At 72.8% G+C, this 21,601-nt stretch carries 20 protein-coding genes; 10 read left to right on the plus strand and 10 right to left on the minus strand.

The genetic code is table 11. From position 1 onward, the window contains the following. Nucleotides 1-54: 54 nt before the first annotated feature. Complete coding sequence (locus HOO61_RS06840) at nt 55-2,973, minus strand: AAA family ATPase (RefSeq protein ID WP_172257849.1); 2,919 nt, start codon at nt 2,971-2,973, stop codon at nt 55-57. 223 nt (nt 2,974-3,196) lie between these two features. On the opposite strand from HOO61_RS06840, the gene HOO61_RS06845 reads away from it, so the two are divergent. Both HOO61_RS06845 and HOO61_RS06850 read left to right on the plus strand, forming a co-directional pair. Next, entirely contained in the window at nt 3,197-4,804 is a 1,608-nt protein-coding gene (locus tag HOO61_RS06845; RefSeq protein ID WP_172257850.1) for a hypothetical protein, read from the plus strand. A gap of 393 nt (nt 4,805-5,197) precedes the next feature. Then, nucleotides 5,198-5,542 carry a hypothetical protein gene (locus HOO61_RS06850; RefSeq protein WP_172257851.1) on the plus strand — a complete coding sequence of 115 codons (345 nt, stop codon included), beginning with the start codon at nt 5,198-5,200 and terminating at the stop codon, nt 5,540-5,542. A gap of 40 nt (nt 5,543-5,582) precedes the next feature. On the opposite strand, the gene HOO61_RS06855 is transcribed toward HOO61_RS06850, so the two are convergent. Then, the gene (locus HOO61_RS06855; protein WP_172257852.1) at nt 5,583-6,686 is read right to left on the minus strand and encodes a hypothetical protein; all 1,104 of its coding nucleotides are present in this window, start codon (nt 6,684-6,686) and stop codon (nt 5,583-5,585) included. Beyond that, complete coding sequence (locus HOO61_RS06860) at nt 6,683-7,177, minus strand: SigE family RNA polymerase sigma factor (protein WP_172257853.1); 495 nt, start codon at nt 7,175-7,177, stop codon at nt 6,683-6,685. Before HOO61_RS06860 ends, HOO61_RS06855 begins: the two co-directional genes overlap by 4 nt. Nucleotides 7,178-7,322: 145 nt before the next feature. Here HOO61_RS06860 and HOO61_RS06865 point away from each other — a divergent pair, with 145 nt between their 5' ends. Next, nucleotides 7,323-8,108 (plus strand): alpha/beta fold hydrolase, encoded by a 786-nt coding sequence (locus HOO61_RS06865; protein ID WP_172257854.1) that lies wholly within the window; start codon nt 7,323-7,325, stop codon nt 8,106-8,108. A 7-nt stretch (nt 8,109-8,115) separates the two neighbouring features. Here HOO61_RS06865 and HOO61_RS06870 read toward each other — a convergent pair whose 3' ends face one another. Genes HOO61_RS06870 through HOO61_RS06880 form a run of 3 tightly spaced genes read right to left on the minus strand, consistent with a single transcriptional unit; the run spans nt 8,116 to nt 12,426 of the window. After that, complete coding sequence (locus HOO61_RS06870; RefSeq protein ID WP_172257855.1) at nt 8,116-9,525, minus strand: FAD-dependent oxidoreductase; 1,410 nt, start codon at nt 9,523-9,525, stop codon at nt 8,116-8,118. Then, nucleotides 9,522-10,880, minus strand: a complete 1,359-nt coding sequence (locus HOO61_RS06875) for an aspartate aminotransferase family protein (protein WP_216658575.1) — start codon at nt 10,878-10,880, stop codon at nt 9,522-9,524. The genes HOO61_RS06870 and HOO61_RS06875 overlap by 4 nt, the downstream gene beginning before the upstream one ends. A gap of 4 nt (nt 10,881-10,884) precedes the next feature. Next, a complete protein-coding gene (locus HOO61_RS06880; RefSeq protein WP_172257857.1) occupies nt 10,885-12,426 on the minus strand; it encodes a CoA-acylating methylmalonate-semialdehyde dehydrogenase in 1,542 nt (513 codons plus the stop codon). Between the two features lie 122 nt (nt 12,427-12,548). Between HOO61_RS06880 and HOO61_RS06885 the strand changes: the two genes are divergently transcribed. From HOO61_RS06885 to HOO61_RS06895, 3 genes are read left to right on the plus strand one after another with little or no spacing between them, the layout of a single operon-like run. Further along, the gene (locus HOO61_RS06885) at nt 12,549-14,180 is read left to right on the plus strand and encodes a PucR family transcriptional regulator (protein WP_367650051.1); all 1,632 of its coding nucleotides are present in this window, start codon (nt 12,549-12,551) and stop codon (nt 14,178-14,180) included. A gap of 50 nt (nt 14,181-14,230) precedes the next feature. Next, nucleotides 14,231-14,569, plus strand: a complete 339-nt coding sequence (locus HOO61_RS06890; protein ID WP_172257858.1) for a cupin domain-containing protein — start codon at nt 14,231-14,233, stop codon at nt 14,567-14,569. 23 nt (nt 14,570-14,592) lie between these two features. Beyond that, on the plus strand, nt 14,593-16,020 hold the full coding sequence (locus HOO61_RS06895) for an aminobutyraldehyde dehydrogenase (protein ID WP_172257859.1): 1,428 nt from the start codon (nt 14,593-14,595) through the stop codon (nt 16,018-16,020). On the opposite strand, the gene HOO61_RS06900 is transcribed toward HOO61_RS06895, so the two are convergent. Further along, on the minus strand, nt 16,014-16,592 hold the full coding sequence (locus HOO61_RS06900; protein ID WP_172257860.1) for a carboxymuconolactone decarboxylase family protein: 579 nt from the start codon (nt 16,590-16,592) through the stop codon (nt 16,014-16,016). The two genes, HOO61_RS06895 and HOO61_RS06900, sit on opposite strands and share 7 nt — an antisense overlap. An 82-nt stretch (nt 16,593-16,674) precedes the next feature. Between HOO61_RS06900 and HOO61_RS06905 the strand changes: the two genes are divergently transcribed. The 4 genes from HOO61_RS06905 to HOO61_RS06920 all read left to right on the plus strand — a co-directional run bounded on the left by HOO61_RS06905 (nt 16,675) and on the right by HOO61_RS06920 (nt 19,372). Then, nucleotides 16,675-17,676, plus strand: a complete 1,002-nt coding sequence (locus tag HOO61_RS06905; protein ID WP_172257861.1) for a hypothetical protein — start codon at nt 16,675-16,677, stop codon at nt 17,674-17,676. After that, nucleotides 17,673-18,077: a hypothetical protein gene (locus HOO61_RS06910; protein ID WP_172257862.1), complete on the plus strand. Its 405-nt coding sequence runs from the start codon at nt 17,673-17,675 to the stop codon at nt 18,075-18,077. Before HOO61_RS06905 ends, HOO61_RS06910 begins: the two co-directional genes overlap by 4 nt. 17 nt (nt 18,078-18,094) lie before the next feature. Further along, entirely contained in the window at nt 18,095-18,493 is a 399-nt protein-coding gene (locus tag HOO61_RS06915; protein WP_172257863.1) for a hypothetical protein, read from the plus strand. A gap of 75 nt (nt 18,494-18,568) precedes the next feature. Next, nucleotides 18,569-19,372, plus strand: coding sequence for a SurA N-terminal domain-containing protein (locus tag HOO61_RS06920; protein ID WP_172257864.1), 804 nt, complete (start codon nt 18,569-18,571; stop codon nt 19,370-19,372). 12 nt (nt 19,373-19,384) lie between these two features. On the opposite strand, the gene HOO61_RS06925 is transcribed toward HOO61_RS06920, so the two are convergent. The 3 genes from HOO61_RS06925 to HOO61_RS06935 form a co-directional block, all read right to left on the minus strand. Continuing rightward, nucleotides 19,385-20,218, minus strand: a complete 834-nt coding sequence (locus tag HOO61_RS06925; protein WP_216658576.1) for an alpha/beta fold hydrolase — start codon at nt 20,216-20,218, stop codon at nt 19,385-19,387. Between the two features lie 24 nt (nt 20,219-20,242). Then, the gene (locus HOO61_RS06930; protein WP_172257865.1) at nt 20,243-20,812 is read right to left on the minus strand and encodes a DJ-1/PfpI family protein; all 570 of its coding nucleotides are present in this window, start codon (nt 20,810-20,812) and stop codon (nt 20,243-20,245) included. 68 nt (nt 20,813-20,880) lie between these two features. Continuing rightward, nucleotides 20,881-21,594 carry a GntR family transcriptional regulator gene (locus tag HOO61_RS06935; RefSeq protein ID WP_172257866.1) on the minus strand — a complete coding sequence of 238 codons (714 nt, stop codon included), beginning with the start codon at nt 21,592-21,594 and terminating at the stop codon, nt 20,881-20,883. Between the last annotated feature and the right edge of the window lie 7 nt (nt 21,595-21,601).

The raw sequence follows: 21,601 nt of genomic DNA on the forward strand, positions 1-21,601 counted from the left end.
TGCCTCCCACGGCGCGGGGTCGTCGTCCAGCGAGGTGGGTGCGAGCGTCCATCTCTACGTCGCATGACCACTGGCTCTCGTTCGGGTCGTGGCCGTCGCCGCGATCGCGGCCGAGAGCGGCGCATGGTGGCGGGCCTGAGCAGCGGCGCGAGCCAGCAGACGGGCGGCGCGGGTGCCCTCCCCGTGCTGCAGGGCTGACCCGGCAGCGCGCCACCGGCAGTACGCCGCGTTGTGCGGCCAGCCGAGTCGGTCGAACGCGACCGCTGCAGCGACCCACAGGTGCACCGCGGGGTCGCCGCAGGCGCGGGCCAGCTCGGCCCGCCAGAGGTGCCCCATCGCGGGCATCGCAGCGTAGGGCGGCCGCGCCTCGAACGGGTCACGTGGCGCGCTGGCTGCGAGGCGTCGGAGCTGTTGGGTGACCGCGGCCCGCTCTGCGCGGGCGGTGCCATCGCGGTCCAGCTGGTCGGCCAGCGCACGAGCACGCAGGCACAGCAGCGGGACCGTGTTGAAGACCGCTTCGGTCGGCAGCGACACCTCGATCGCCTCCTCGAGGAGCTCGAGTGCCAGGTCGATGCGGCCGGCCCAGATGAGGCCTTCGACGTGCCAGTGCACCCCCTCCGCCCAGTTCTGGTTGTGGTTGGACACCTGCGCGTCCGCTCGCCGCCACCGGTCGAGCGCGGCGTCCAGGTGGCCCTCGCGCAGCTCGATGGCGGCCAGCACGACGTGGGCGTCGGCGGTGTTGAGGCTCGGGGCCGAGCTGGTCACGGGGGCCAGCGCGTCTCGTGCGCCGACGAGGTCGCCGGTGTTGAGGTGGGGCACAGCGATGTTGATGCGCACGATCACGGACGGGTAGCTCTCGGTCAGGTTGTTGGCATCCGCTTCTCGGAGTGCGCTGCGGGCCAGCTCCTCGATCTCGCGAGGGGGCACGTTGGCGAAGGACATGACCCCGGTCGCATTGGCGGCGATGACCAGGTCCGCGAAGGGATCCTGTCCCGCGTACCGGTCTCCGAGGACGTCCCGAGCGGTCGCCAGGGCCTGGTCGAGGTCTCCGTCATGGGCGGCGAGCCAGATCGATGACGCCTCCCAACGACGTCTGGTCCGAGCGTCCTCGGCGCCGAAGAGCTCCTGCCGACGACGTACGGCGGCCTTCACGTCGTCGTACCGACCGGACTGCAGAAAGAAGTTCACCCGCTCCGCGAGCACCTCGGCGAGCTCTGGCGAGGGCTCGTGTCGTTCCAGCAGCGCGAGGGCCTCGTCGAGGAGGGCGAGGCCCTCGGGCGCCTGTCCGTCGTCGATGAGGAAGACACCGACGAGCGTGAGCATCGCGCCGCGCCGGCGGTCCGGGAGGTCGAGCCCCTCGGCCCGGGCGACGAGGGCTCGGGACGTGTCGAGGTCCCCGACCTCGATCGACGACTCGAGCGCCCCTGCCAGGACGTCCCACAGCCCCATGCCGTCCGTGGGGTTCCCGGCGTCCCACAGCTCGAGCACCCGCAGCCAGGCCTCGAGCGCCTCGCGGTGGGCGAAACGGTCATGGGCGCGGGTCGCAGCAGCGACCCGGGGTCCGACCTCCTGATCGGGGCGACCGGCGGCGCGCCAGTGGTCGGCCACCTCCGCCGGCTCCACGCCGGGCTCCTCCGCCATGGCCTGCGCGAGCCGGCCGTGGACGTGCGCGCCCTCGCCCGGCAGCAGTCGACGGCGGACCGCATCCACGAGCAGCGGGTGCGCCAGCTCCGCGTCGTCCGAGGTGTCCGTCCGCAGCAACCTGCGCCGCGCCAGCCGACGGAGGGCCACGGCGCACCGGTCGGCCTCGAGCCCGCTCGCGCTCCTGAGCAGTGCGGGGCCGATGCGGCGTTCGGCCGCGCCCAGCACGCTGGCCACGCTCCAGGCGTCGTCGTCGAGGTCGCCGATGCGTCGGTCCAGCAGGTCCGCGAGGTGCTGGGGGAGACCGGCTCCGTCCGGGCTGGATGCCAGCTGCACCGTGTAGAGGGGCAGTCCCTCGGACCTCGCGTGGATGCGCTGTGCCGCCGCGGCGTCGCTCGACCCGGTCAGCAGCCTCAGCTGCTCCGCCGTCTCCTCGGGCGTCAGCGGGCCGAGGTCCACCGAGGGGACGCCCGAGGTCCACCGGGCCCGCGACAGCCACTCGCTGTGGTCACCCGGCACGTCGGGGTCACCCGTTCGCCACGTGATGACCAGCGGACACTGCGGCGGCGCGCCCGTCATGTGGGTGAGGAGGTCGAGCGTGCTGCGGTCCGCCCAGTGACCGTCCTCGATGATCACGGCCACGGGGTGCGCGGCACTGAGAACGTCGAGGACGGTGGTGATCGAGAGGTAGAGCTTCTCCAGGCCCCAGGGGTCGTCGTGCGGGGTGCCGTTCGAGACGGTGTCGAGCTCGGGCAGCAGGCGGCCGAGTGACGCCCGTACGTAGGCCGGACAGTCCGACAGCGCCTGCTCGAGCCACTCCCCGTCCTCGATGCCCAGGATCGAGCGCAGCACGTCGATGACCGGGAGCAGCGGCACCTCCCCGGACAGCTTCAGGCACCGGCCGACGACGACGCGGGCGTCGGCGGTCTCGACGGCGGTCGTCACGAGGGTGGTCTTGCCGATGCCCGCCTCGCCGGTCACGAGGAGCGGGCCGGAGCCGGACTCGAGGTGGTGACGCACGGTCGCGAGCTCGGCGACCCGGCCGGCGATGAGGCGCGGCTCGGAGGGGGACGCCGGGGCGGATGCCGCCAACCACAGGTCGCGGAAGCGCGCGACGTCCCCTCCCAACGCCTCGACCAACAGCTCGAGCGTCCCCCAGGTCGGGACGGAAGGGGATGAGAACACCTTCGACACCGTGGTGTGCGAGACGCCACTGTGTCCGGCGAGGCGGCGCAGGCTCGGCCATCCGGCGTGGTGGTGCAGGTCGTGGAGCGCGTCGACGAGCTCCCGGTGGGGTCCGGGAGCGACATCAGGCCGCGGCAGCGCCCCCATCGAGCCAGCATCCCTCCGCGTGCCGCGTGGTGTCCATCGCCCGGCAGTCTCGGACTGCCGACCTGTTCATCGGTCCCCAGTCGGACGTCGCGCTCAAGCGATTCAGCACGACGCGGCTCATCTCCTCACCGTCGATCAGATGGTCGGAAATAGGTGTCCGTCATGTGGATCCACGCGTGATCTGGCGGGGTGAGTGTCGGTGGTCACGTCTAGCGTGGAACTCATGAACGGCGACCTCTGTGACCTCGACGCGACCGGCCTGCTGGCCGCCGCGACCGAGGCCGAGCACGCCGCGAGGTTGGCGGAGGTCCACAAGCTCGAGGTGCTCGCCGCCTGGGCCGCGGTCCACTCCACCGACCCGACCGAGGGCCCCGACGGCCGCATCGCCCGCCGGATCGGCAACGTGCTGCGCCAGGTCGGCGGACAGGGCACCCCGGGGGTGCAGGACTTCTGCCTCGGCGAGATCGCCCTCGCCCGCGGCGCCGGGGCGACCGCGACCCAGCACGCCCTGGCCGACGTGCTCGACCTGCAGCACCGCCTCCCGCTCACCTGGGCGGTCTGCCGGCGCGGGGAGTGCGAGGTGTGGGTCGCCCGCCGGGTCGCGAAGCTGTCGCGCCACCTCGGCGCCGACACCGTCGGGCTGGTCGACTCCGCGGTGTCGCGGATGATCGCCACCGAGGCCATCGGCCGGGTCCTCGACGTCGCGGCAGCCAAGATCATCGAGGCCGACCCCGCCGTACACGAGGAGCGGTGCGAGGCCGAACGCCGCCGCCGCTACGTCGGCCTCGGCCGCACCGACGAGCACGGCCTGCGCACCCTCATCGCCCGCCTCGAGGCCGGCGACGCCGCCGCGGTCGACGCGATCGTGCACCGCGTGGCCGAGATCCTCGCCCCGCGCCACCCCGAGGCCCACCCCGACGAGCTCCGCGCCCTCGCCTTCGGGTGGCTCGCCCGCCCCGCCGAGCTCTTCACCCTCCTCCTCGAACACACCGACAGCCCGCCCAAGCCCGCGCCCGAGCCCGAGGACGTGGCCGAGGACGTGGCCGAGGACGTGGCCGAGGACGTGGCCGAGACCGAAACCGAGGACGTGGCCGAGCCCGAGGATGTCGTCGAGCCGGAACCGGACCTCGACCTCGACCTTGAGGACAGCCAGTTGGGTTTGGAGCCGGGAGCGGAGCGGGGGCTTTCCCGGGCGCTGGCGTTCCCCGCCGACCTCCTCGACGCCCTGCGCGAGGTCGACGTACGACCCCTCGCCCCCAAAGCGGTGCTGCACGTCCACCTGCACGAGGCGTCCCTGCACGGCTTCGACGGGGTCGACGGCGTGGCAGGGGTGGCGCGGGTCGAGGGCCTAGGCCCGGTCACCCTGACCCGGCTCGTCGAGCTCCTGGGTCGCCACGACCTCACGGTCCAGCCCGTCAAGGACCTCTCCGACCGCGTCCGCCACACCGCCTACGAGCACCCCGAGTCGCTGCGTGACCAGGTCCACCTCGTCACCGGCGGTGACTACTGGCCCTACGCCACCTCCACCAGCCGCCACGTCGACCTCGACCACCCCACCCCCTACGACCACGGCCAGAGCGGCGACGAGGGTCGAGATCCCCCGCCCGGCCAGACCGGATCCCACAACTCCGGCCCCCTCGGCCGACGACACCACCGCTGGAAGACCCACGCCGGCTACCGCTCACGCCAGTGCGGCGAAGGCCGCTACGTCTGGCTCACCCCCCACAACATGGGCTTCCTCATCGACCACACCGGCACCCACCGCATCCACCCCGAACAAGCCCGGATCATCCTCGAAGCACCCGCCGGCGTCGACCTCTACTACGCGTGACTGTCGCTCGCGCCTGCCGTGCGAGCTCCCACAACCCGACCGGTCGCGATCGTGGGTGGTCTGGACCTCCCCCGCACTGGCGATGACACCCGCCACCGAGCGTCGCACGCTGGCAGTGCACGACCCCTGCGCGGTCAGCGCACACGAGGGCGAGCCGGGATTCCGGTTCGTCACCCCACAGGCGGAGCAGTCAACCCGTGCCCCCCAACGCTCCTGTGCCGATTGAAGGTCACTCCCATGCACAACCTCGTGAAGCGTCTGCTCCTGACCAGAGCGACCCCCATGCCTCCTTTGGCCCGTCTCGCCTCGCTGACAGGCCTTCTGCTCCTGCTTCCCGCGATTCCAGCCCAGGCCGACCAGGGGTTCCACACCACCCGGTACCCACTGTCCTCGGTGGCCGACGGGTCGGTGCACGGGTGGGTGATCGACATCCACGCGCAAGGTCCGCGGATCTATGCACAGGAGCGGTACCTGCTGCACGACGTGGAACCGGGACAGACGTACGTGATGAATCTCTACGCCTACAGCGACCCCGACTGCGGTGACCTGGTGGTGGCGGTGCCCGGGACGGCGACGATGACGACCAACACCGCCGGGAATGCGCGCAGCGGTACGACGTTCGTCCCGGCGGCGGTCGAGGGCTTGCCCCGGACGACGTACTACCTCCGCTGGCAGGTCACGGACGCCAGCGCCGCCGTCGTCCATGAGACTGCGTGCGTACCGGTCTCGCTCGACTGAAGGTGTCGGCACCCGCAGGCGTCGACATCTTCCCGCGTGACTATCTACTAGTACCTGCCTCGAAGACGGCCGCTCCGAAGTCGACGTCGCCCGGTTCTCCCTCGGCAACCTCCAGGACGACCGTGTGGGGCTCGCCGGCCGGCACGAAAGCCGTGGTCTCGTCCTGGAAGTTCACCCGAGGTGGATCGAATCGATGGTCGACCTTGCGACCGTCCACCAGGATCTCCACGAACGGCATCGTTCCGCGCGGGTCGAACCGACCGTAGTCAGCCATCGTCTGCACCACCCGGTCAACGGGCGAGGCCGGCAGCTCGAGCACCAGGTCGTCGGCGCCCGTGGCTGCCTCGACACCGTAGGTGAACCACCAGTCCCGTCCCGCTGCCACACCGAGTGGTGACACCCCACGTCCCAGGAGAGTCGCGACCGGCACGAAGTCCTGGCCCCACACGACGAGCTCGACGGCTGCGCTCGTCTCAGGCGGGATGCCGCGCTCCGCTTCCCGTGGCCCGCTCACGTCCGCCGGGTCCGCAGTGGTGACGAAGGCATTCAGCATCTCTCCAATCTCGGGCAGCACCACACCGTGGTCCACGAGGAACGGCATCGTGGGCATCGGCTGATCCTGAAGACCGCCACTCCCTCCGCAGGGTGTCGTCGAGCTGGAGCCGCGGGCACCGTCAACGACCAGCCAGGTGCCTGTGGCGCCACGGCAGGCTTCCTGGACGTAGGTCATGTCAGCGGTTCGGTCCACCGTCCATTGAAGGGTCGAGCTGCCCGGGTCGTTGCGAAGAGTCGCGAGGACGCGCGCCGGCCGGACATCCGCCCGGTCGTACGGCGTCGGGACGACGTGAACCTGGTCCGGACGGTGGGGAAGTGGCTGCCCCAGGGGCCATTCGGCGGCGGGAGCACGGGTCTGTGTGGGCTGAGGTGCCGGCGCCGGATCGGGGGTGCCGCTGTCGAATCCCCCACCGAGAACAGCTCCGGCCACCAGTGCGACAACGACTGCCAGCGAGGCTGACGCGGACCGCACGCGACGGCGGCGGCGCTCGGTTGCCACGCGGGCGTGAAGACCTGCCAGATCGGGACCGCTGCTCGCGACGTCCTCGGCGCGCTCGGCCAGGACCCTCCGAACCATCTCGATACTCATGCCTGCGCCTCCTGGTTCGGCTCGGAGCCGATGCGAGCCATCCGGAGCCGGCGCAGCGCCTTGGCGTGCTGGCTCTTGACAGTGCCGATCGTGCACCCGAGCGTCTCAGCCGTCTCGGACTCCGTCAGGTCCTCGAAGTAGCGCAGCACGAGCACCGCCCGCTGACCTCGCGGAAGGCGGCCGATGGCGGTCCACATGTCGACGTCCGTGACCGTGTCGGAGCTCGGTGCGGGCAGCTCGCCGACACGCTCGGAGACGAGCTCCGACCACCACCGACGCCGACGCCATGACGCGTACGTCGTCACGAGGATCCGTCGCGCATAAGGCCCCGGATCGCCGTCGACGCGGTCCCAGGCAAACCACAGCTTCGTCAACGCCTCCTGGACGAGGTCTTCGGCGTGGCCCTGGTCCCGCGTCAGCAGGTACGCCGTCCGCACCAGCGATCCCCACCTCGCCGAAGCGAAGGCGTCGAACTCCGACTTCTCCGCCATCCCACTCCTACGCGTCGGAGGCCACGAATGGTTGCCCCCTGATCGCCCTGACGTTCCCGACAGGACGCGAGTGCCACTCATCGTCGCACTCAGCCGCATCCTCCCTGAGGTTGCGTGCGAGCCAGCACCGGCGGAGCCTGTTGGCATGGAGACGTGGCGAGTCATCCTGCTGCCGGGGATCGTGATGCCTGCAGCCGACGCGTTCGCCAGCCTGCTCGCCGAGCTCGGCGTCGACGTGGACGCGGTCGCCAAGGACCTGGAGGTGTACGTCGCCGACACCCCGCCGGCCGGATACTCCCTGGACGTCGAAGTGACCGGCGTCCTGGAGGCCGCCCGGGCGCGGGGGTGGGACCGGTTCCACCTGGTCGGGTACTCCGCCGGCGGTTCGGTGGCGCTGGCGTGTGCCGCCCTGCACGGCGAGCGTCTCACCAGTCTCGCGCTGCTCGAGCCGGCGTGGGCCGGCAACTGGGACGACGCCAGCCGGGCCCACCAGGCGCTGTGGCCCGAGTACCGCCGCTTCGCAGCGCTGCCCCCGGAGGAGTCGATGCCCGCCTTCGTCCGGATCCAGCTGCGCCGTGGGGTGGAGCCCCCGGCTCCGCCACCGGGACCGCCGCCACCCTGGATGGCGCGGCGTCCCCAGGGCATACGCGCGATCATCGAGGCCTTCCGGACCTACGACCTCGATCGGGATGCACTACGAGGCTTCGACCGTCCCGTGTACTTCGCTCTCGGAGCCCAGAGCAACCCCGACCAGTTCCGCGAGGAGGCGGAGCGCCTGACGCGCGTCTTCGACGACTTCTGGCTCGAGGTCTTCCCTCGCCGTCATCACTTCGACCCGCCCCACCGGGCCGAGGCACCGGCGCTGGCCGCGTCGTTGCGCAGCCTGTGGCAGCGGTCGGAGGAGAGGCCCACGCCGTCACGCGCCAGCTGACGCCGGCTCAGGAGTCGAACCCCAGCCCCGCCCGATCGAGCGCCTGCAGGAACACGTTGCGCCGACCCTCGCGGTGGTCGGCGCGGTCGAGCGACCAGCGGGTGAGGTTGATACCGGCGGAGGCGAGCGGCTCGGGTGGGAAGGGGAGCGGGCGCTTGCGCACCATCCGCAGCTCGGTGCGCTCCGTCGGCTGACCTGCCAGCAGGTCGAGGAGCACGTCGGCGGCGAAGCGGGTGGCGCCCACCCCGAGCCCGGTGAAGCCGGCCGCGTGGGCGACCCGGCCGCCGTGGGTGGTGCCGTAGAACGCCGCGAACTGGGTGGAGGTGTCGATCGCGCCGGCCCAGCGGTGGGTGAACCGGACGCCCTCGAGCTGCGGGAAGGTCGCGAGGAAGTGCGAGGCCAGCCGGGCATGGCTCTCGGGGCGGTCCTCGTGGCGGACGTGCACCCGACCGCCCGCCGGGTAGACGGCGTCGTACCCGCCCCACAGGATGCGGTCGTCGGCGGTCAGGCGGGCGTAGTGGAACTGGTTCGCGAGGTCGCCGAGGCCCTCCCGTCCGGCCCAGCCGATGGAGGCCAGCTGCTCGGTGGAGAGCGGTTCGGTGACCAGCACGTAGTCGTAGACCGGCACAGTCATGAGCCGGTTGCGGCGTAGCAGGGACGGGTGGACGCCGGTGGCGAGCACGACATGGTCCGACGTCACGACGGCCCGGGCCGTCGCGACCTGCACCGCACCGCTCTCACGGCGTAAGCCCGTCACCGCCGAGTGCTCGTGGACCTCGACGCCGAGGTCGACGGCCGCCCGGGCCAGGCCCAGCGCGAGCCGAGCCGGGTGCACGAGCGCGGACGTGTCGGGCTCGAACGCCCCGCCCAGGAAGAGCGGGCTGTCGATCCGGGTCCGCACCTGCTCGCGGTCCAAGACGTCAGGGGCATCCTGCAACCAGTCGACCTGGTGCTCCTCGACCGCGACCGACAGGGCGCCGGTGCGCTCCCACTCGCAGGCCAGGCCGAGCTCGCGCACGTCGGCCTCGAAGGCGTCGAGGTTGTCGGCACCCAGCCGCGCCAGGACGTCGTACTCCTCGGGCCACCGCGCCCGCCCGTTGTCCTCGCCGTGCGTCAGCGACGCGTCGCAGAAGCCGCCGTTGCGGCCCGACGCCGCCCATCCCACGGTCTGGGCCTCGAGCAGCACCACCCGGCGACCGGGGTCGCGCCGCTTCGCGTGCACGGCCGTCCACAGCCCGAGGTACCCGCCGCCCACGACGGTCAGGTCGGCGCGCGTCGATGCCGTCAGCGGGTCGTACGCCGGCGCGGCACCGACGTCGTCGAGCCAGAACACCGCCTGCTCGCTGGACGCCAGCGACTCCGCCACGAGCCGCGGGTCCGGGGCGTGCCGCTCGTACGCGGTGCGGTGGGCTGTCACCCCGCCGCAGCCGTCAGCGCGGCGTCGAGGATGTCGAGGCCCTCGCGCGCCTCGTCGTCGGTCGTGGTCAGCGGCGGCACGACGTGGATGCGGTTGTAGTTGCTGAACGGCAGCATGCCGCGCTCCTGGCAGCCCTTCACGATCGCGCCCATCTGCGGGCTGGACCCGCCATACGGCGCCAGCGGCTCGCGCGTCGACCGGTCGCTGACCAGCTCGACGGCCCAGAAGGCGCCGGTGCCGCGCACCTCGCCGATCCACTCGTGCATCTCCGCGAGCGCCCGCAGGCCGGGGCCGAGCACCTCGTCGCCGAGGCGGGCGGCCCGCCCGACGACGTCGTCGTCCTCCATCGCCCGGATCGTGGCGACGGCCGCGGCGCAGGCGAGCGGGTGCCCGGAGTAGGTCAGCCCGCCGGGGTAGGCGCGGTGCGCGAAGGTCGCGTGGATCTCGTCGCTGATCGCGACGCCGCCGAGCGGGACGTAGCCGGAGTTCACGCCCTTGGCGAAGGTCAGGAGGTCAGGGGTGACGCCGCCGTGCTCCACGGCGAACCACCGACCGGCGCGCCCGAAGCCCGACATCACCTCGTCGGCGACGAGCACGATGCCGTGGCGGTCGCAGATCTCGCGCACACCGGCGAGGTAGCCCGGGGGCGGGACCATGATCCCCGCGGTGCCGGGGATGGCCTCGAGGACGATCGCGGCGATCGTGGCCGGGCCCTCGAGCGCGACGACCTGGTCGAGGTGCTCCAGCGCGCGCTGGCACTCCTCGGCCTCGGTGGTCGCGTGGAACGGGCTGCGGTAGAGGAACGGCCCGAAGAAGTGCACCGTGCCGGCCGAGCCGTGGTCGCTGGCCCACCGGCGCGGGTCACCCGTCATGTTGACCGCGAGGTGCGTGCCGCCGTGGTAGCTGCGGTAGGTGGTCAGCACCTTGTGCCGGCCGGTGTGCAGCCGCGCCATGCGTACGGCGTGCTCGTTGGCGTCGGCGCCGCCGTTGGTGAAGAAGACGTGGTCGAGGTCGCCGGGGGTGTGGCTCGCGACCAGGCGGGCGGCCTCGGAGCGGGTGCCGTTGGCCATCGCCGGGGCGATCGTGCACAGGTGCTCGGCCTGCTCCCGGATCGCGGCCACGATGCGCGGGTGCTGGTGACCGAGGTTGGTGAAGACGAGCTGGGAGGAGAAGTCGAGGTAGCGCTTCCCGTCGCCGTCCCACACGTGGCTGCCCTCGGCGCGCGTGATGACCATAGGGCTGATCTCGGCCTGGGCCGACCAGGAGTGGAAGACGTGCGCGCGGTCGAGCTCGTAGGCCCGCCCGGCGTCGTACGTGTCCGACAAGTCACTGCCGAGGTCGCTGGTGCTGCTCATCAGGTCAGTCATTGCGCGGGAACCCCAGCTCGAGGCCGCCCTCGGGGCGGTTGGCCGGGTCGATCCACCGGGTGGTGACGACCTTGCCGCGGGTGAAGAAGTGGACGCCCTCGGTGCCGTGGGCGTGGGTGTCGCCGAAGAGCGAGCGCTTCCAGCCGCCGAAGGAGTAGTAGGCGACCGGCACCGGGACGGGCACGTTGACCCCGATCATCCCGACCCTCACGTCGGCCTCGAAGCGGCGAGCCGCGCCGCCGTCGTTGGTGAACACCGCGGTGCCGTTGCCGTACTCGTTGGCGTTGACCAGCGCGACGGCCTCCTCGTAGGTGCCGACGCGGACCACCGACAGCACGGGGCCGAAGATCTCCTCGCGGTAGACGTCCATGTCGGGGGTGACCTCGTCGAAGAGCGTCGGACCGAGCCAGAAGCCCTCCTCCCCGCCTCGGGCGGCGACGTCGCGGCCGTCGACGACGACCTTCGCGCCGGCGGCCTCGCCGGAGGCGATGAACGAGCTGACCCGGTCACGGTGCGCCCTGGTCACGAGCGGGCCCATGTCGGCCTCCCTGCCGGACGGGTCCTCGCCCGTCGCGGACCTGCCGCCGTCGCCGATGAGCAACGTGCGGGTGCGGTCGGCGATCCGGGCGACGAGCTCGTCTCCGATCGGGTCGACCGCGACGAGCACGCTGATCGCCATGCAGCGCTCGCCCGCGCTGCCGTACCCCGCGTTGACCGCCGAGTCCGCGGCGAGGTCGAGGTCGGCGTCGGGCAGCACGACCATGTGGTTCTTCGCGCCGCCGAGGGCCTGGACGCGCTTGCCGTGGCGGCTCGCGGTCTCGTAGACGTACTCCGCGATCGGGGTCGAGCCGACGAAGCTGATCGCCTGCACCTCCGGGCTGGTGAGCAGCGCGTCGACGGCGGTCTTGTCGCCGTGCAGCACGTTGAAGACCCCGTCCGGCAGCCCGGCCTCCTGCCACAGCGCGGCCAGCCAGTTCGCCGCGCTGGGGTCCTTCTCGCTCGGCTTGAGCACGACGGTGTTGCCGGCGGCGATCGCGATGGGGAAGAACCACATCGGCACCATCGCGGGGAAGTTGAACGGGCTGATGATGCCCACCACGCCGAGCGGCACGCGCTTGGAGTGCACGTCGACCGCGGTCGAGGCCTCCTCGCTGTGCCCGCCCTTGAGCAGGTGCGCGATGCCGCACGCGAACTCCACGACCTCCAGGCCACGCGAGATCTCGCCCATGGCGTCGGAGTGCACCTTGCCGTGCTCGCTCGTGATGATCGCGGCGAGCTCCCCCTTGCGGCTGTTGAGCAGCTCGCGGAAGGCGAAGAGCACCTGGGTACGCCGAGCCAGCGAGGTCGTGCCCCAGCTCTTCGCGGCGCGCGAGGCGGCGGCGATCACGTGGGTGGCGTCGGCCTCGCTCGCCAGAGCGACGCGGCCGGTGACCTGCCCGGTGGCGGGGTTGGTGACGTCGGCCCAGCCGGTCGGGGAGCCGGTCAGGGGGGAGCCGTCGACCCAGTGCACGATCTCGGCAGCGTTGTCCGTCATGGCGCCATCCTGCTCGTCGTACGACGTCGGGGCGGGTGTCGGATCGTCGGCATCGGCCACGTCTGCCGGACACATCGTCACCCTGCTCACGCGTAGGCTGCGTCGGTGAGGAGGGCGAGGCCGTGGTGGACGTGACGCCGGGGGTGACGCTCCGCGAGGCGCTGGAGCTGCCCACCTTCCGCCGCGCCGCCCCGGAGGTCGTCGCCGGCGTCGCCGGGACCGACCGGGCGATCCGCTGGGTGCACGCCACCGAACGCCCCGACGTGCGCCAGCTGCTGCGCGCGGGCGACCTGCTGCTCACCATGGGCACTGGTCTGCCGGAGGACGACGACGCCGCCGGACTGGCGTCGTTCGTCGACGAGCTCGCCGACGTCGGCAGCGCGGGCGTCGTCGTCGAGCTCGGCCGGCGATGGGAGCACGCGCTGCCGGACGCCCTCGTCGCCGCCTGCGAGCGGCACGGCCTCCCGCTGGTCGTGCTGGCCCGCGAGACCCGGTTCGCGGCACTGGCCCAGGAGATCGGCGAGCGCGTCGTCGACCAGCAGCTGGCCGAGCTCCGCGAGGCCCAGCGCGTGCACGAGACCTTCACCGAGCTCAGCAACGACCTCGCCAGCCCCGTCGACATCCTCCGTGCCGTGCAGCGCCTGGCCGACGCGCCCGTCGTCGTCGAGAACGCGCAGCACCGGCCGCTCGACTACTTCTCCGGACCCGACGCGGACGACGGCTTCCTCGACGGCTGGCCGGCGCGCTCGAGGCGCGTCGAGGTGGCCGGCCGCACCGGCTGGGACGCCGCCAACGGCTGGCTGGTGACCCGTCTCGGCACCACCGACCGGGCCTGGGGCCGCCTCGTCATCGGGTCGCCGGACGCGCCGTCGCAGCGGCTGGTCGCCGTCGCCGAGCGGGCCGCCTCGGCGCTCGCGCTGCACCGGCTGCACGACCGCGACCGCGGCACGCTCATGCGCCGCACCCACCTCGAGCTGCTCACCGGCCTGGCCGAGGGTCGCGGCTCCGACGACGCCGGCGCCGACGAGGTGGGGCGCCGCTGCGAGCTGGCGGGCTTCCCGGTGCACCGGCGCAGCCTCACCGGCGTCGTCGTACGCGGACGGGTCGGGGCCGTGCCTCCGGTCGACCTGGACGAGGTGGCCGCCACCGTCGTCCGCGCGGCCCATGCGCTCCGGCTCCCGGCGCTGGTCTGCGAGGTGGAGCGCGACCTGCGCGTGCTGGTCTCGACCTCGCCCGGCGCGGACGCCGACGACCTGGTCGACCGGCTGGCCGCGCGCGTGCTGGCGCACCACGAGGTCGTGGTCGCCGCGGGCCGCACCGTGCCCGACCGCACCGGCGTGGCCCGGACGGTCGCGGAGGCCGGGCAGGTCGCCGACGCCGTCCCGCAGGCCCGGCGCGGGAAGGACCCCGACGTGCACCGCCTCGCCGACCTGCACCTGCGCGGGCTGCTGGCCCTGCTCGGCGAGGACGAGCGCGTGCGCCTCTTCGTCGAGCGCGAGCTCGGGCCGCTGCAGCAGCACGACCGTGCCGACGGCTCGCGCACCGAGCTCCTCGCCGCGCTGCGCGCCCTGCTGCTTCACCCCGCCAGCAAGACCGAGGCCGCCGCGAGCCTGCACCTGTCGCGGGCCGCGTTCTACGACCGGCTGGCGCGGATCGAGTCGGTCCTCGGCGCGGACCTCGACGACCCCGACGTCCGCGTCTCGCTGCACGTCGCGCTCGTGGCAGACGAACTGTTGGGTGGGCGGGCGAAGTGACGACAGATCGTCGGTCCGCCGGTGCCCCGGCGCTGGGCACGATGCTCGACATGACCCGCGTGACCACCCGTGTGCTGGACGTCGCCGCCGCCGTGCCGACCACCCCGCTCGACCCCGGCACCGTCGTCGACGGCGCCCCCGAGGCCGGCTCGCGCGCGCTCGCCGCCGTGTCGGGGGTGGAGGTCGGCGTGTGGGAGATGACCCCCGGCACCGCGACGGACGTCGAGGTCGACGAGGTGTTCGTGGTGCTGTCGGGCTCCGGCACGGTGTCCTTCGCCGACGACGGCGAGCAGGTCGACCTCGGCCCGGGCAGCGTCGTACGACTCCGGGCCGGGGAGCGCACCACCTGGGTCGTCCACGAGACCATCCGCAAGATCTACGTCGCCTGACCGCAGGCCTCACGAGGAGCACCATGAGCGAGACGATCCGCAACTTCGTCGACGGCGAGCTCGTCGCGTCGGACACCACCGACTTCATCGACCTCGTCGACCCGGTCACCGGGTTGCCCGACGGCCGCTCGCCGATCTCGACGCCCGAGGAGGTCGACCGGGCGTACGCCGCCGCGGAGCGCGCCTCGGCTTCGTGGAAGCGCCTCACGCCGGGCGCGCGGCAGGCCCACCTCCTCGACCTCGCCACCGCCATCGCCGAGCGGCGCGACGAGATCAGCGAGGTCCAGGCCCGCGACACCGGCCAGCCGGTGCGCTACGTCGCGAGCGAGGAGGTCGACCAGGGCGTCGACCAGCTGCGCTTCTTCGCCGGCGCTGCCCGGCTGCTGGAGGGCAAGTCGTCGGGGGAGTACCTCGAGGGCCACACGTCCGCCATCCGGCGCGAACCCATCGGCGTCGTCGGGCAGGTGACGCCGTGGAACTACCCCTTCGCGATGGCCATCTGGAAGATCGCGCCCGCCCTCGCCGCCGGCAACACCATCGTGCTCAAGCCCAGCGACACCACGCCGCGCTCGACGGTGCTGCTCGCCGAGATCGCCGGCGCGATCCTGCCGCCCGGGGTGCTCAACGTCGTGAACGGTGACGCCTCCACCGGTCGCCACCTCGTCGAGCACCCGACCCCCGGCCTCGTCGCGATCACCGGCTCCGTGCGGGCGGGCACGGAGGTCGCGCTCTCGGCGGCGAAGAACCTCAAGCGCGTGCACCTCGAGCTCGGCGGCAAAGCGCCCGCGGTCGTGATGCCGGACGCCGACCTGCCGCGAGCCGCCGAGATGATCGCCGCCGCGGCCTACTTCAACGCCGGCCAGGACTGCACCGCCGCGACGCGCGTCGTCGCGCACGCCAGCGTCCACGACGAGCTCGTCGACCTGCTCGTGAAAGAGGCGGAGGGCACCCGCCCCGGGCCGCCGTCGGACACCGACGCCGACTACGGCCCGCTCAACAACGCCACCCACCTCGCGAAGGTCGAGGCGTTCCTCGCCGGGCTTCCCGACCACGCGACGGTCCGCACGGGCGGAGCCCGGCACGGCGAGGCGGGCTTCTTCTTCGCGCCGACGGTCGTCACCGGCGTGCGGCAGGACGACCGCATCGTGCAGGAGGAGGTCTTCGGTCCGGTGCTCACCGTGCAGTCGTACGACGACGAGGCCGACGCGGTCGCGATGGCCAACGGCGTGCCCTACGGCCTGGCCGCGAGCGTGTGGACCCGCGACGTCGGGATCGCCGACCGGCTCACCCGCGAGCTCGACTTCGGCTGCGTGTGGGTCAACACCCACATCCCGTTCGTCTCCGAGATGCCGCACGGCGGGTTCGGGGCGTCGGGCTACGGCAAGGACCTGTCCGGCTACGGCTTCGACGACTACACCCGCATCAAGCACGTGATGACCGCCCACTACTGATCGCCGGGCACCCCCACGTCGAACACGTCGAGCAGCTGGGCGAGCGTGCGGTAGTAGCCGACCAGCACGACCAGCTCGGTCATCGTCGTGGTGCCCAGCGCGGCGGCGTACGCGGCGTAGGCCTCGTCGTCGAGGCGCGCGCCCGGACCCGCGCCGTCGAGCAGCCTGAGGCAGAAGGCGTGGGCGGCCGCCTCGTGGGGGTCGCCGGAGGTGAACGAGCCGTCGGCGAGCGCGGCCACCTCCGCCTCGGTCAGCCCCACGGCTCGTCCGACCCGCTCGTGGGCCCAGGCCTCGAACGCGCTGCCGGTCGCGGCGGCGACGGCGAGGATCGCGATCTCTCGCGTGCGGGCGCTGAGGCCGGACTGGTAGCGGATCGCCGACCCCAGCTCCTGCAGCGGCGCCCCGAGCGCCGGCTCGTGCAGCATCACGCCGAACGGACCGGTCAAGGAGCCGTCCTCGCGCTCCAGGGGGAAGTGCTGCGGACCGCTGCCCCGCGGCCCGCCCACGATGCGCGTGCGCAGGGCGCGCTGCGCCCCGTCGAGCTGGGCAGGGGTCAGGTCGGGCAGGCGCACGGGGTCCTCCAGGGCGGGGCGGGTCGAGGACAAGGATGACCGGACGGGTTCGAGGCGGCCACGGGGGTGGCACGATCACCGCATGACCGCACGGGGGACGGCACGGGGAGCGGCCGCGCTCGCACTGGCAGTGCTCGCCGGTGCGATGGCCGGCTGCGCCGGCGACGAGCCGGCCCTCGACGACTCCGCTGCCTGGCGCACCTCCCGCGCCCCGGTGGCGACGGAGGGACTGGCGTGGGCCGCCGGGTCCACGGTGCACCTCGCCGACGGGACCACGGTGGACACCGGCACCCCGGTGCGCGCGTTCCTGGTCGGGGGCGACGGGGTCTTCTTCGTCCCGGCCGAGGGCGATGACGACGACGTCACCTTCACCGACGCCCCACTGTGGTTCGCGGCCCCGGGGAGCGAGGCCGAGGACACCGGGCTGTCCGTCGCCGGCACCGGGGTGGCCGTCTCGCCCGACGGGGGTGCACTGGCGGTCCTCGACGCCGACACCGACGAGGGCAGCGCGGTCATGCGGCTGTTCGACCTCTCCTCCGGGAAGGAGACCACCTCGGAGGACGGCATGGACACCTCGGGCATCGACGACCCCGTCGACCACCTGCTGGAGGCGGAGGTGGAGATCCTCGGGATCACCGACCAGGAGGTCGCGGCCCGGGTGGTCAACGGCGACTGGGCGTACGACCTGGCGACCGGCGAGGGCCGGGCGCTCGAGGGCGAGGAGCCCCCGGGTGCCCCGGCCGACCCGCTGGCGAGCCCGGACGATTCCTGGCGCATCGAGCAGCGCGACGGACTGCGCGACGTCGTCGTGGCCCGTTCGGTGGACGAGGTCGTGCCGAACACCGGCACCGCCAGGTGGACGCTGTCGCGCTGGCTCGACGACACGACCGTGGTCGGTGTCGCGGTCGACGGACCGGGTGACGGCGACGCGGTCGGACCCGACGACACCCTCACCCTGATGACGTGCGACGTGCCGTCCGGCGCCTGTGAGCTGGTCGGCGGCACCGAGGGCGAGCTCGTGCACCTGCCGCTGCACCCCGGTGCGACGGGGCGCTTCGACCTGAGGCCGCGGGAGGCGTCGTGACCGACCCGGAGATCGAGTACGCCCGCCTGGTGTCGGGCGACGCGGCGGCCGTCCGCGCACGCGCCGAGGACCTCCTGGCGGGGACGCGCGACCTGCTCGGCGTGCGCACCGATCTCGCCGACGCCCAGGACGTGCCGGTGTGGTCCGGGGCGGCGGCGACCGCCTTCGTGGGGCGTGCCGCCGGGCTGCGGCACGGGTTGTCGCTGACCCGCGTGGCCCTCGAGCGGGCGCGGGGTGCGCTGGAGGCGGCCCGACGGCGTACGACACCGCGGTCGACCACGCCGCGGTGGGAACCGTCGTCACGCTGCTCGAGTCCAGCGCGACCGACTACTCCCGCACCGACGACGTCGTCGGGAGCCACTTCCGGGGGCTCACCCCTCCGCGGTGAGCGCACGCGGTGACGGGGCACACTGGAGCCATGCGCTTCACCGAGCACGAGCTGACCGTCGCCGTCACGGCCGCCGCCAAGATCGTGGCCGGCGGCAAGGTCGGCCGCCGCGCCAAGGGAGAGGCGGCGTGGGAGTCGATGAGCAAGATCGACCGCTACCACCTGCTGGAGGCGGTCGGGAGCCAGGTGCTGCCGGTGCTGCTGGCCCTGCCCGACGTCGAGGTGCCCGCCGGCACCCGGCCCACCTTCACCGACGCCCAGATCACGGCGGCCGTGGAGCAGACGCTCGGTGAGAGCGGTGTGGGCCGGCTGCGCCAGAAGGTGGCGGTCGCGGCCCGCCTCACGCTCGTGCGTACGGCGCTCGCGCAGCTCCCGGTGCGCCAGGACCCGGACGCGCTCGTCGTACCCGACTCCCTCGACGACCTGTGACCTGCGTCATGACCCCGGCCACGACCTGAGAACCCTGAGGACCGCGCTCAGGTTGGGTGCGTACCGTCGACGCTGATGACTTCCACGAAGACCTCCGTGTTCAGCTCCCGCATCCTCGCCGCCGTCGGCGTCCTGGCGGTCGCAGCCGCCCTCACCTTCGCCGCCTACATGGTCGGCCCGGGCTCGTCGGACTCCGACTCCGGCAAGGACGCCTCGGCGAGCACGTCGCCGTCGGCGGACGCGTCCGCCGACGCCGCCGAGGGCCCCCAGCCCGACCTCGACGCCATCCCCGACGTGGTGGCCGAGGTCAACGGCGAGGAGGTGACCAAGGACGAGTTCGTCCCGATCTACGAGGCGGCCTTCCAGCAGGCGGCCGCCCAGGCGCAGATGAGTGGCGAGCAGCCCGACGAGGAGGCCCTGCGCAAGCAGACCGCCGACAACCTCGTCGACACCGAGCTGCTCATGCAGGAGGCCGAGTCGCGTGGGCTCGAGGTCACCGACGAGGCCGTCGACGCCGAGCTCACCGACCTCGCCGAGCAGAACGGCATGAAGTCCGCCGAGGAGCTGCTGGAGGCAGTCGAGGCCCAGGGCGTGAGCGCCGACCAGGCGCGCGAGCAGGTCGAGACGCAGGCGCTGGTCGAGCAGCTCGTCGCCGACGAGAACGGCCCGATCGAGCCGACCGACAAGGAGCTGCGCGCGATCTACGACCAGGCCAAGCAGCAGCAGGCCGCCTCCGGTGGCGGTGGCCAGGAGTTCCCGCCCTTCGCCCAGGTGCGCGACCAGCTCGTGGAGCAGGCGACCAGCCAGGAGACCGGGCGGGTGGCCACGGCGCTCGTCGACGACCTGCGCAAGGACGCGGACATCACGATCAACCTCTGAGCAGCCGCTGGCTCAGAGCGCCAGGAATCCCCGCAACAGCTCTTGGAACGCAGGGGGCTGCTCGAGCGGGGGCGCGTGGCCGCAGCGGCCGAGGACGTGCAGGCGCACGTCGCTGAGGTGGTCGAGCATCGGCAGCGCGGCCGTGCACAGCGGCGTGAGCCGGTCCTGCGCGCCGTGCACCAGCAGCACGGGGGCGCGCACGGCGCCCAGGGTGGCGGCCGACAAGGTCAGGTCGTCGACCCAGCGGGTGCGGGGTGCGGGGAACATGGTCGCGAACGCTTCCGCGCCGGCCCGCATCGCGTCAGCGCGCGCCTGCACCGCCTCGTCGGTGACCAGCGACTGGTCGAGGACGAGGCGGCCCAGCATGTCGCGGGCACCGGCCTCGCCAGGGGCGGCGGCCCACACCGCGTTGAGGTCGCTGGAGAGCGGGGCGTCGGGGGCCCCCATGGTCGCGACGGCGATGACGCGCGTGACCTGACGTGGCCGCGCGGCGGCGAGGGCGAGGGCGACCGCGCCCCCCATCGAGTGGCCGACGACGGCGTACGACGTCTCGGCGAGCGCGTCCATCAACCCGGCGGCCTGCTCGGTCCACACGCGCAGTCCGCCCGTGGTCCCGTCAGGCAGCGGCGTGCGGCCGAACCCCGCCTGGTCGGGGGCGACGATGCGGTGTGACGACGCCAGCGCCACGGCCGTGGTCGTCCAGGCGCCGGCCCCGGTGGTGCCGGGGCCCGAGCCGTGCAAGAGCAGCACAGCAGGCCCGGTGCCCGTCTCCGCGACGTGCACGAGGCTTCCGGCGACCTCGACGCTGCGGTGCTCGAGCACCGCAGCGTCGGCGGTCGTGGTCATGCGGTCGAGGTCATGCGGTCGTGGTCATGCCGACGCGTCGCCGATGGACTTGTCGAAGACCTCCATCATGGCCCGGCCGAACTGCGGCATGTCGGGCCAGCCGCGGCACGAGACGAGGTTGCCGTCCACGCAGTCAGGAGCGTCGACGACCGTGGCGCCGGCGTTCTCCATGTCGCCGGTGATGGGCGGGAAGCACGCCGTCTTGCGGCCCTTCAACAGGCCGTAGACCGCCGGCACCTGGGCACCGTGGCAGACCAGGGCGATGGGCAGGTCGCGGGCGAAGAAGTGCTCGGTGATGCGACGGACGTCGGCGTCGACCCGGATCCACTCCGGGGCGCGACCGCCGGGGATGATCAACGCGTCGTAGCGCTCGAGGTCGACCTCGGCCCAGGTGACGTCGACCGGCAGCTTGCGGCCGTTCTTCTCGACGTAGGCGTCGCAGTTGGGGTCGAACTCGTGGATCACCAGCTGGACGTCCCGCATCGTCAGGTTCGCCACGTCGACGTCCCAGCCGCCCTCCTGCACGCGGTAGTAGGGATACATGGTGTCGAGCTCTTCGGCGGCGTCACCGGTCATGAGCAGCGCTCTGGGCACCTGGGTTCTCCTCGCACTCTGGGGCGGGTGGGCTGACCGCCAACCCGATCGGATCGGATTTGATCTGCCTAGGATTCCTGCGGACCGGTGTCGCCGTCAAGGCCCTGTCCGGACCGACCCGCCTCTTCGGACTCGTCGAACAGCCGCCGGAAGCGGTCGCGCGAGAGCAGGATGTGGCGCCGCATGGCGTAGGCGGCGCCATCGGGGTCGCGCGCGGCGATCGCGCCGAGGACCTCCTCGTGCTCGCCCATGGCGAGGTAGGTGACCTCGGCGTCGTAGAGCAGGCGGAACAGGTGCACGTGGGTGTGCAGGCGGGCCAGTGCCTCCCGCACCACCTGGTTGCCCGCGCTGTCGGCCACCAGGTCGTGGAAGGCGGCGTCGCGCAGGCCGAAGGCGCCGTACGCCACATGGCGGTCGCCCTCGACGAGCTCGGCCATGTCGTCGAGCATCTGCCGCATGCTGCTGACCTGCTCGAACGAGGCGCGCTCGGCCGCATGTCGGGCAGCGGCGGGCTCGAGGAGCAGGCGGATCTCCACCATGTCCTCGAACCTCTCACGCGTGATCTGGGGCGGGATCCGGTAACCGGCGTGGGGCACCCGGACCACGAGGCCGTCGGCCTCCATGCGGTTGAGCGCGTCCCGGATGGGGGTCTGGGAGACGCGCAGCTCGCGGGCGAGCGCGTCGATCGTGACCCGCGAGCCGGGCTCGATGCGCAGCGACATGAGCTGCCCGAGGAGCGTGTCGTAGACCTCGTCGGCCAAGCGTCCGCGGGTGCGGTCCATCCCTGGT

Source organism: Nocardioides sp. zg-1230, assembly GCF_013155335.1.
In the GTDB taxonomy this organism is placed as follows: domain Bacteria; phylum Actinomycetota; class Actinomycetes; order Propionibacteriales; family Nocardioidaceae; genus Nocardioides.

Excerpts from the sequence above, each read along its gene's own strand:
- HOO61_RS06865 (WP_172257854.1), top strand. The coding sequence starts at position 7,323 with ATGGAGACGTGGCGAGTCATCCTGCTGCCGGGGATCGTGATGCCTGCA.
- HOO61_RS06915 (WP_172257863.1), top strand. The coding sequence starts at position 18,095 with ATGCGCTTCACCGAGCACGAGCTGACCGTCGCCGTCACGGCCGCCGCC.
- HOO61_RS06845 (WP_172257850.1), top strand. The coding sequence starts at position 3,197 with ATGAACGGCGACCTCTGTGACCTCGACGCGACCGGCCTGCTGGCCGCC.
- HOO61_RS06895 (WP_172257859.1), top strand. The coding sequence starts at position 14,593 with ATGAGCGAGACGATCCGCAACTTCGTCGACGGCGAGCTCGTCGCGTCG.
- HOO61_RS06875 (WP_216658575.1), bottom strand. The coding sequence starts at position 10,880 with ATGAGCAGCACCAGCGACCTCGGCAGTGACTTGTCGGACACGTACGAC.
- HOO61_RS06905 (WP_172257861.1), top strand. The coding sequence starts at position 16,675 with ATGACCGCACGGGGGACGGCACGGGGAGCGGCCGCGCTCGCACTGGCA.
- HOO61_RS06855 (WP_172257852.1), bottom strand. The coding sequence starts at position 6,686 with ATGAGTATCGAGATGGTTCGGAGGGTCCTGGCCGAGCGCGCCGAGGAC.
- HOO61_RS06890 (WP_172257858.1), top strand. The coding sequence starts at position 14,231 with ATGACCCGCGTGACCACCCGTGTGCTGGACGTCGCCGCCGCCGTGCCG.
- HOO61_RS06840 (WP_172257849.1), bottom strand. The coding sequence starts at position 2,973 with ATGGGGGCGCTGCCGCGGCCTGATGTCGCTCCCGGACCCCACCGGGAG.
- HOO61_RS06920 (WP_172257864.1), top strand. The coding sequence starts at position 18,569 with ATGACTTCCACGAAGACCTCCGTGTTCAGCTCCCGCATCCTCGCCGCC.
- HOO61_RS06935 (WP_172257866.1), bottom strand. The coding sequence starts at position 21,594 with ATGGACCGCACCCGCGGACGCTTGGCCGACGAGGTCTACGACACGCTC.
- HOO61_RS06880 (WP_172257857.1), bottom strand. The coding sequence starts at position 12,426 with ATGACGGACAACGCTGCCGAGATCGTGCACTGGGTCGACGGCTCCCCC.
- HOO61_RS06860 (WP_172257853.1), bottom strand. The coding sequence starts at position 7,177 with ATGGCGGAGAAGTCGGAGTTCGACGCCTTCGCTTCGGCGAGGTGGGGA.
- HOO61_RS06925 (WP_216658576.1), bottom strand. The coding sequence starts at position 20,218 with ATGACCACGACCGCCGACGCTGCGGTGCTCGAGCACCGCAGCGTCGAG.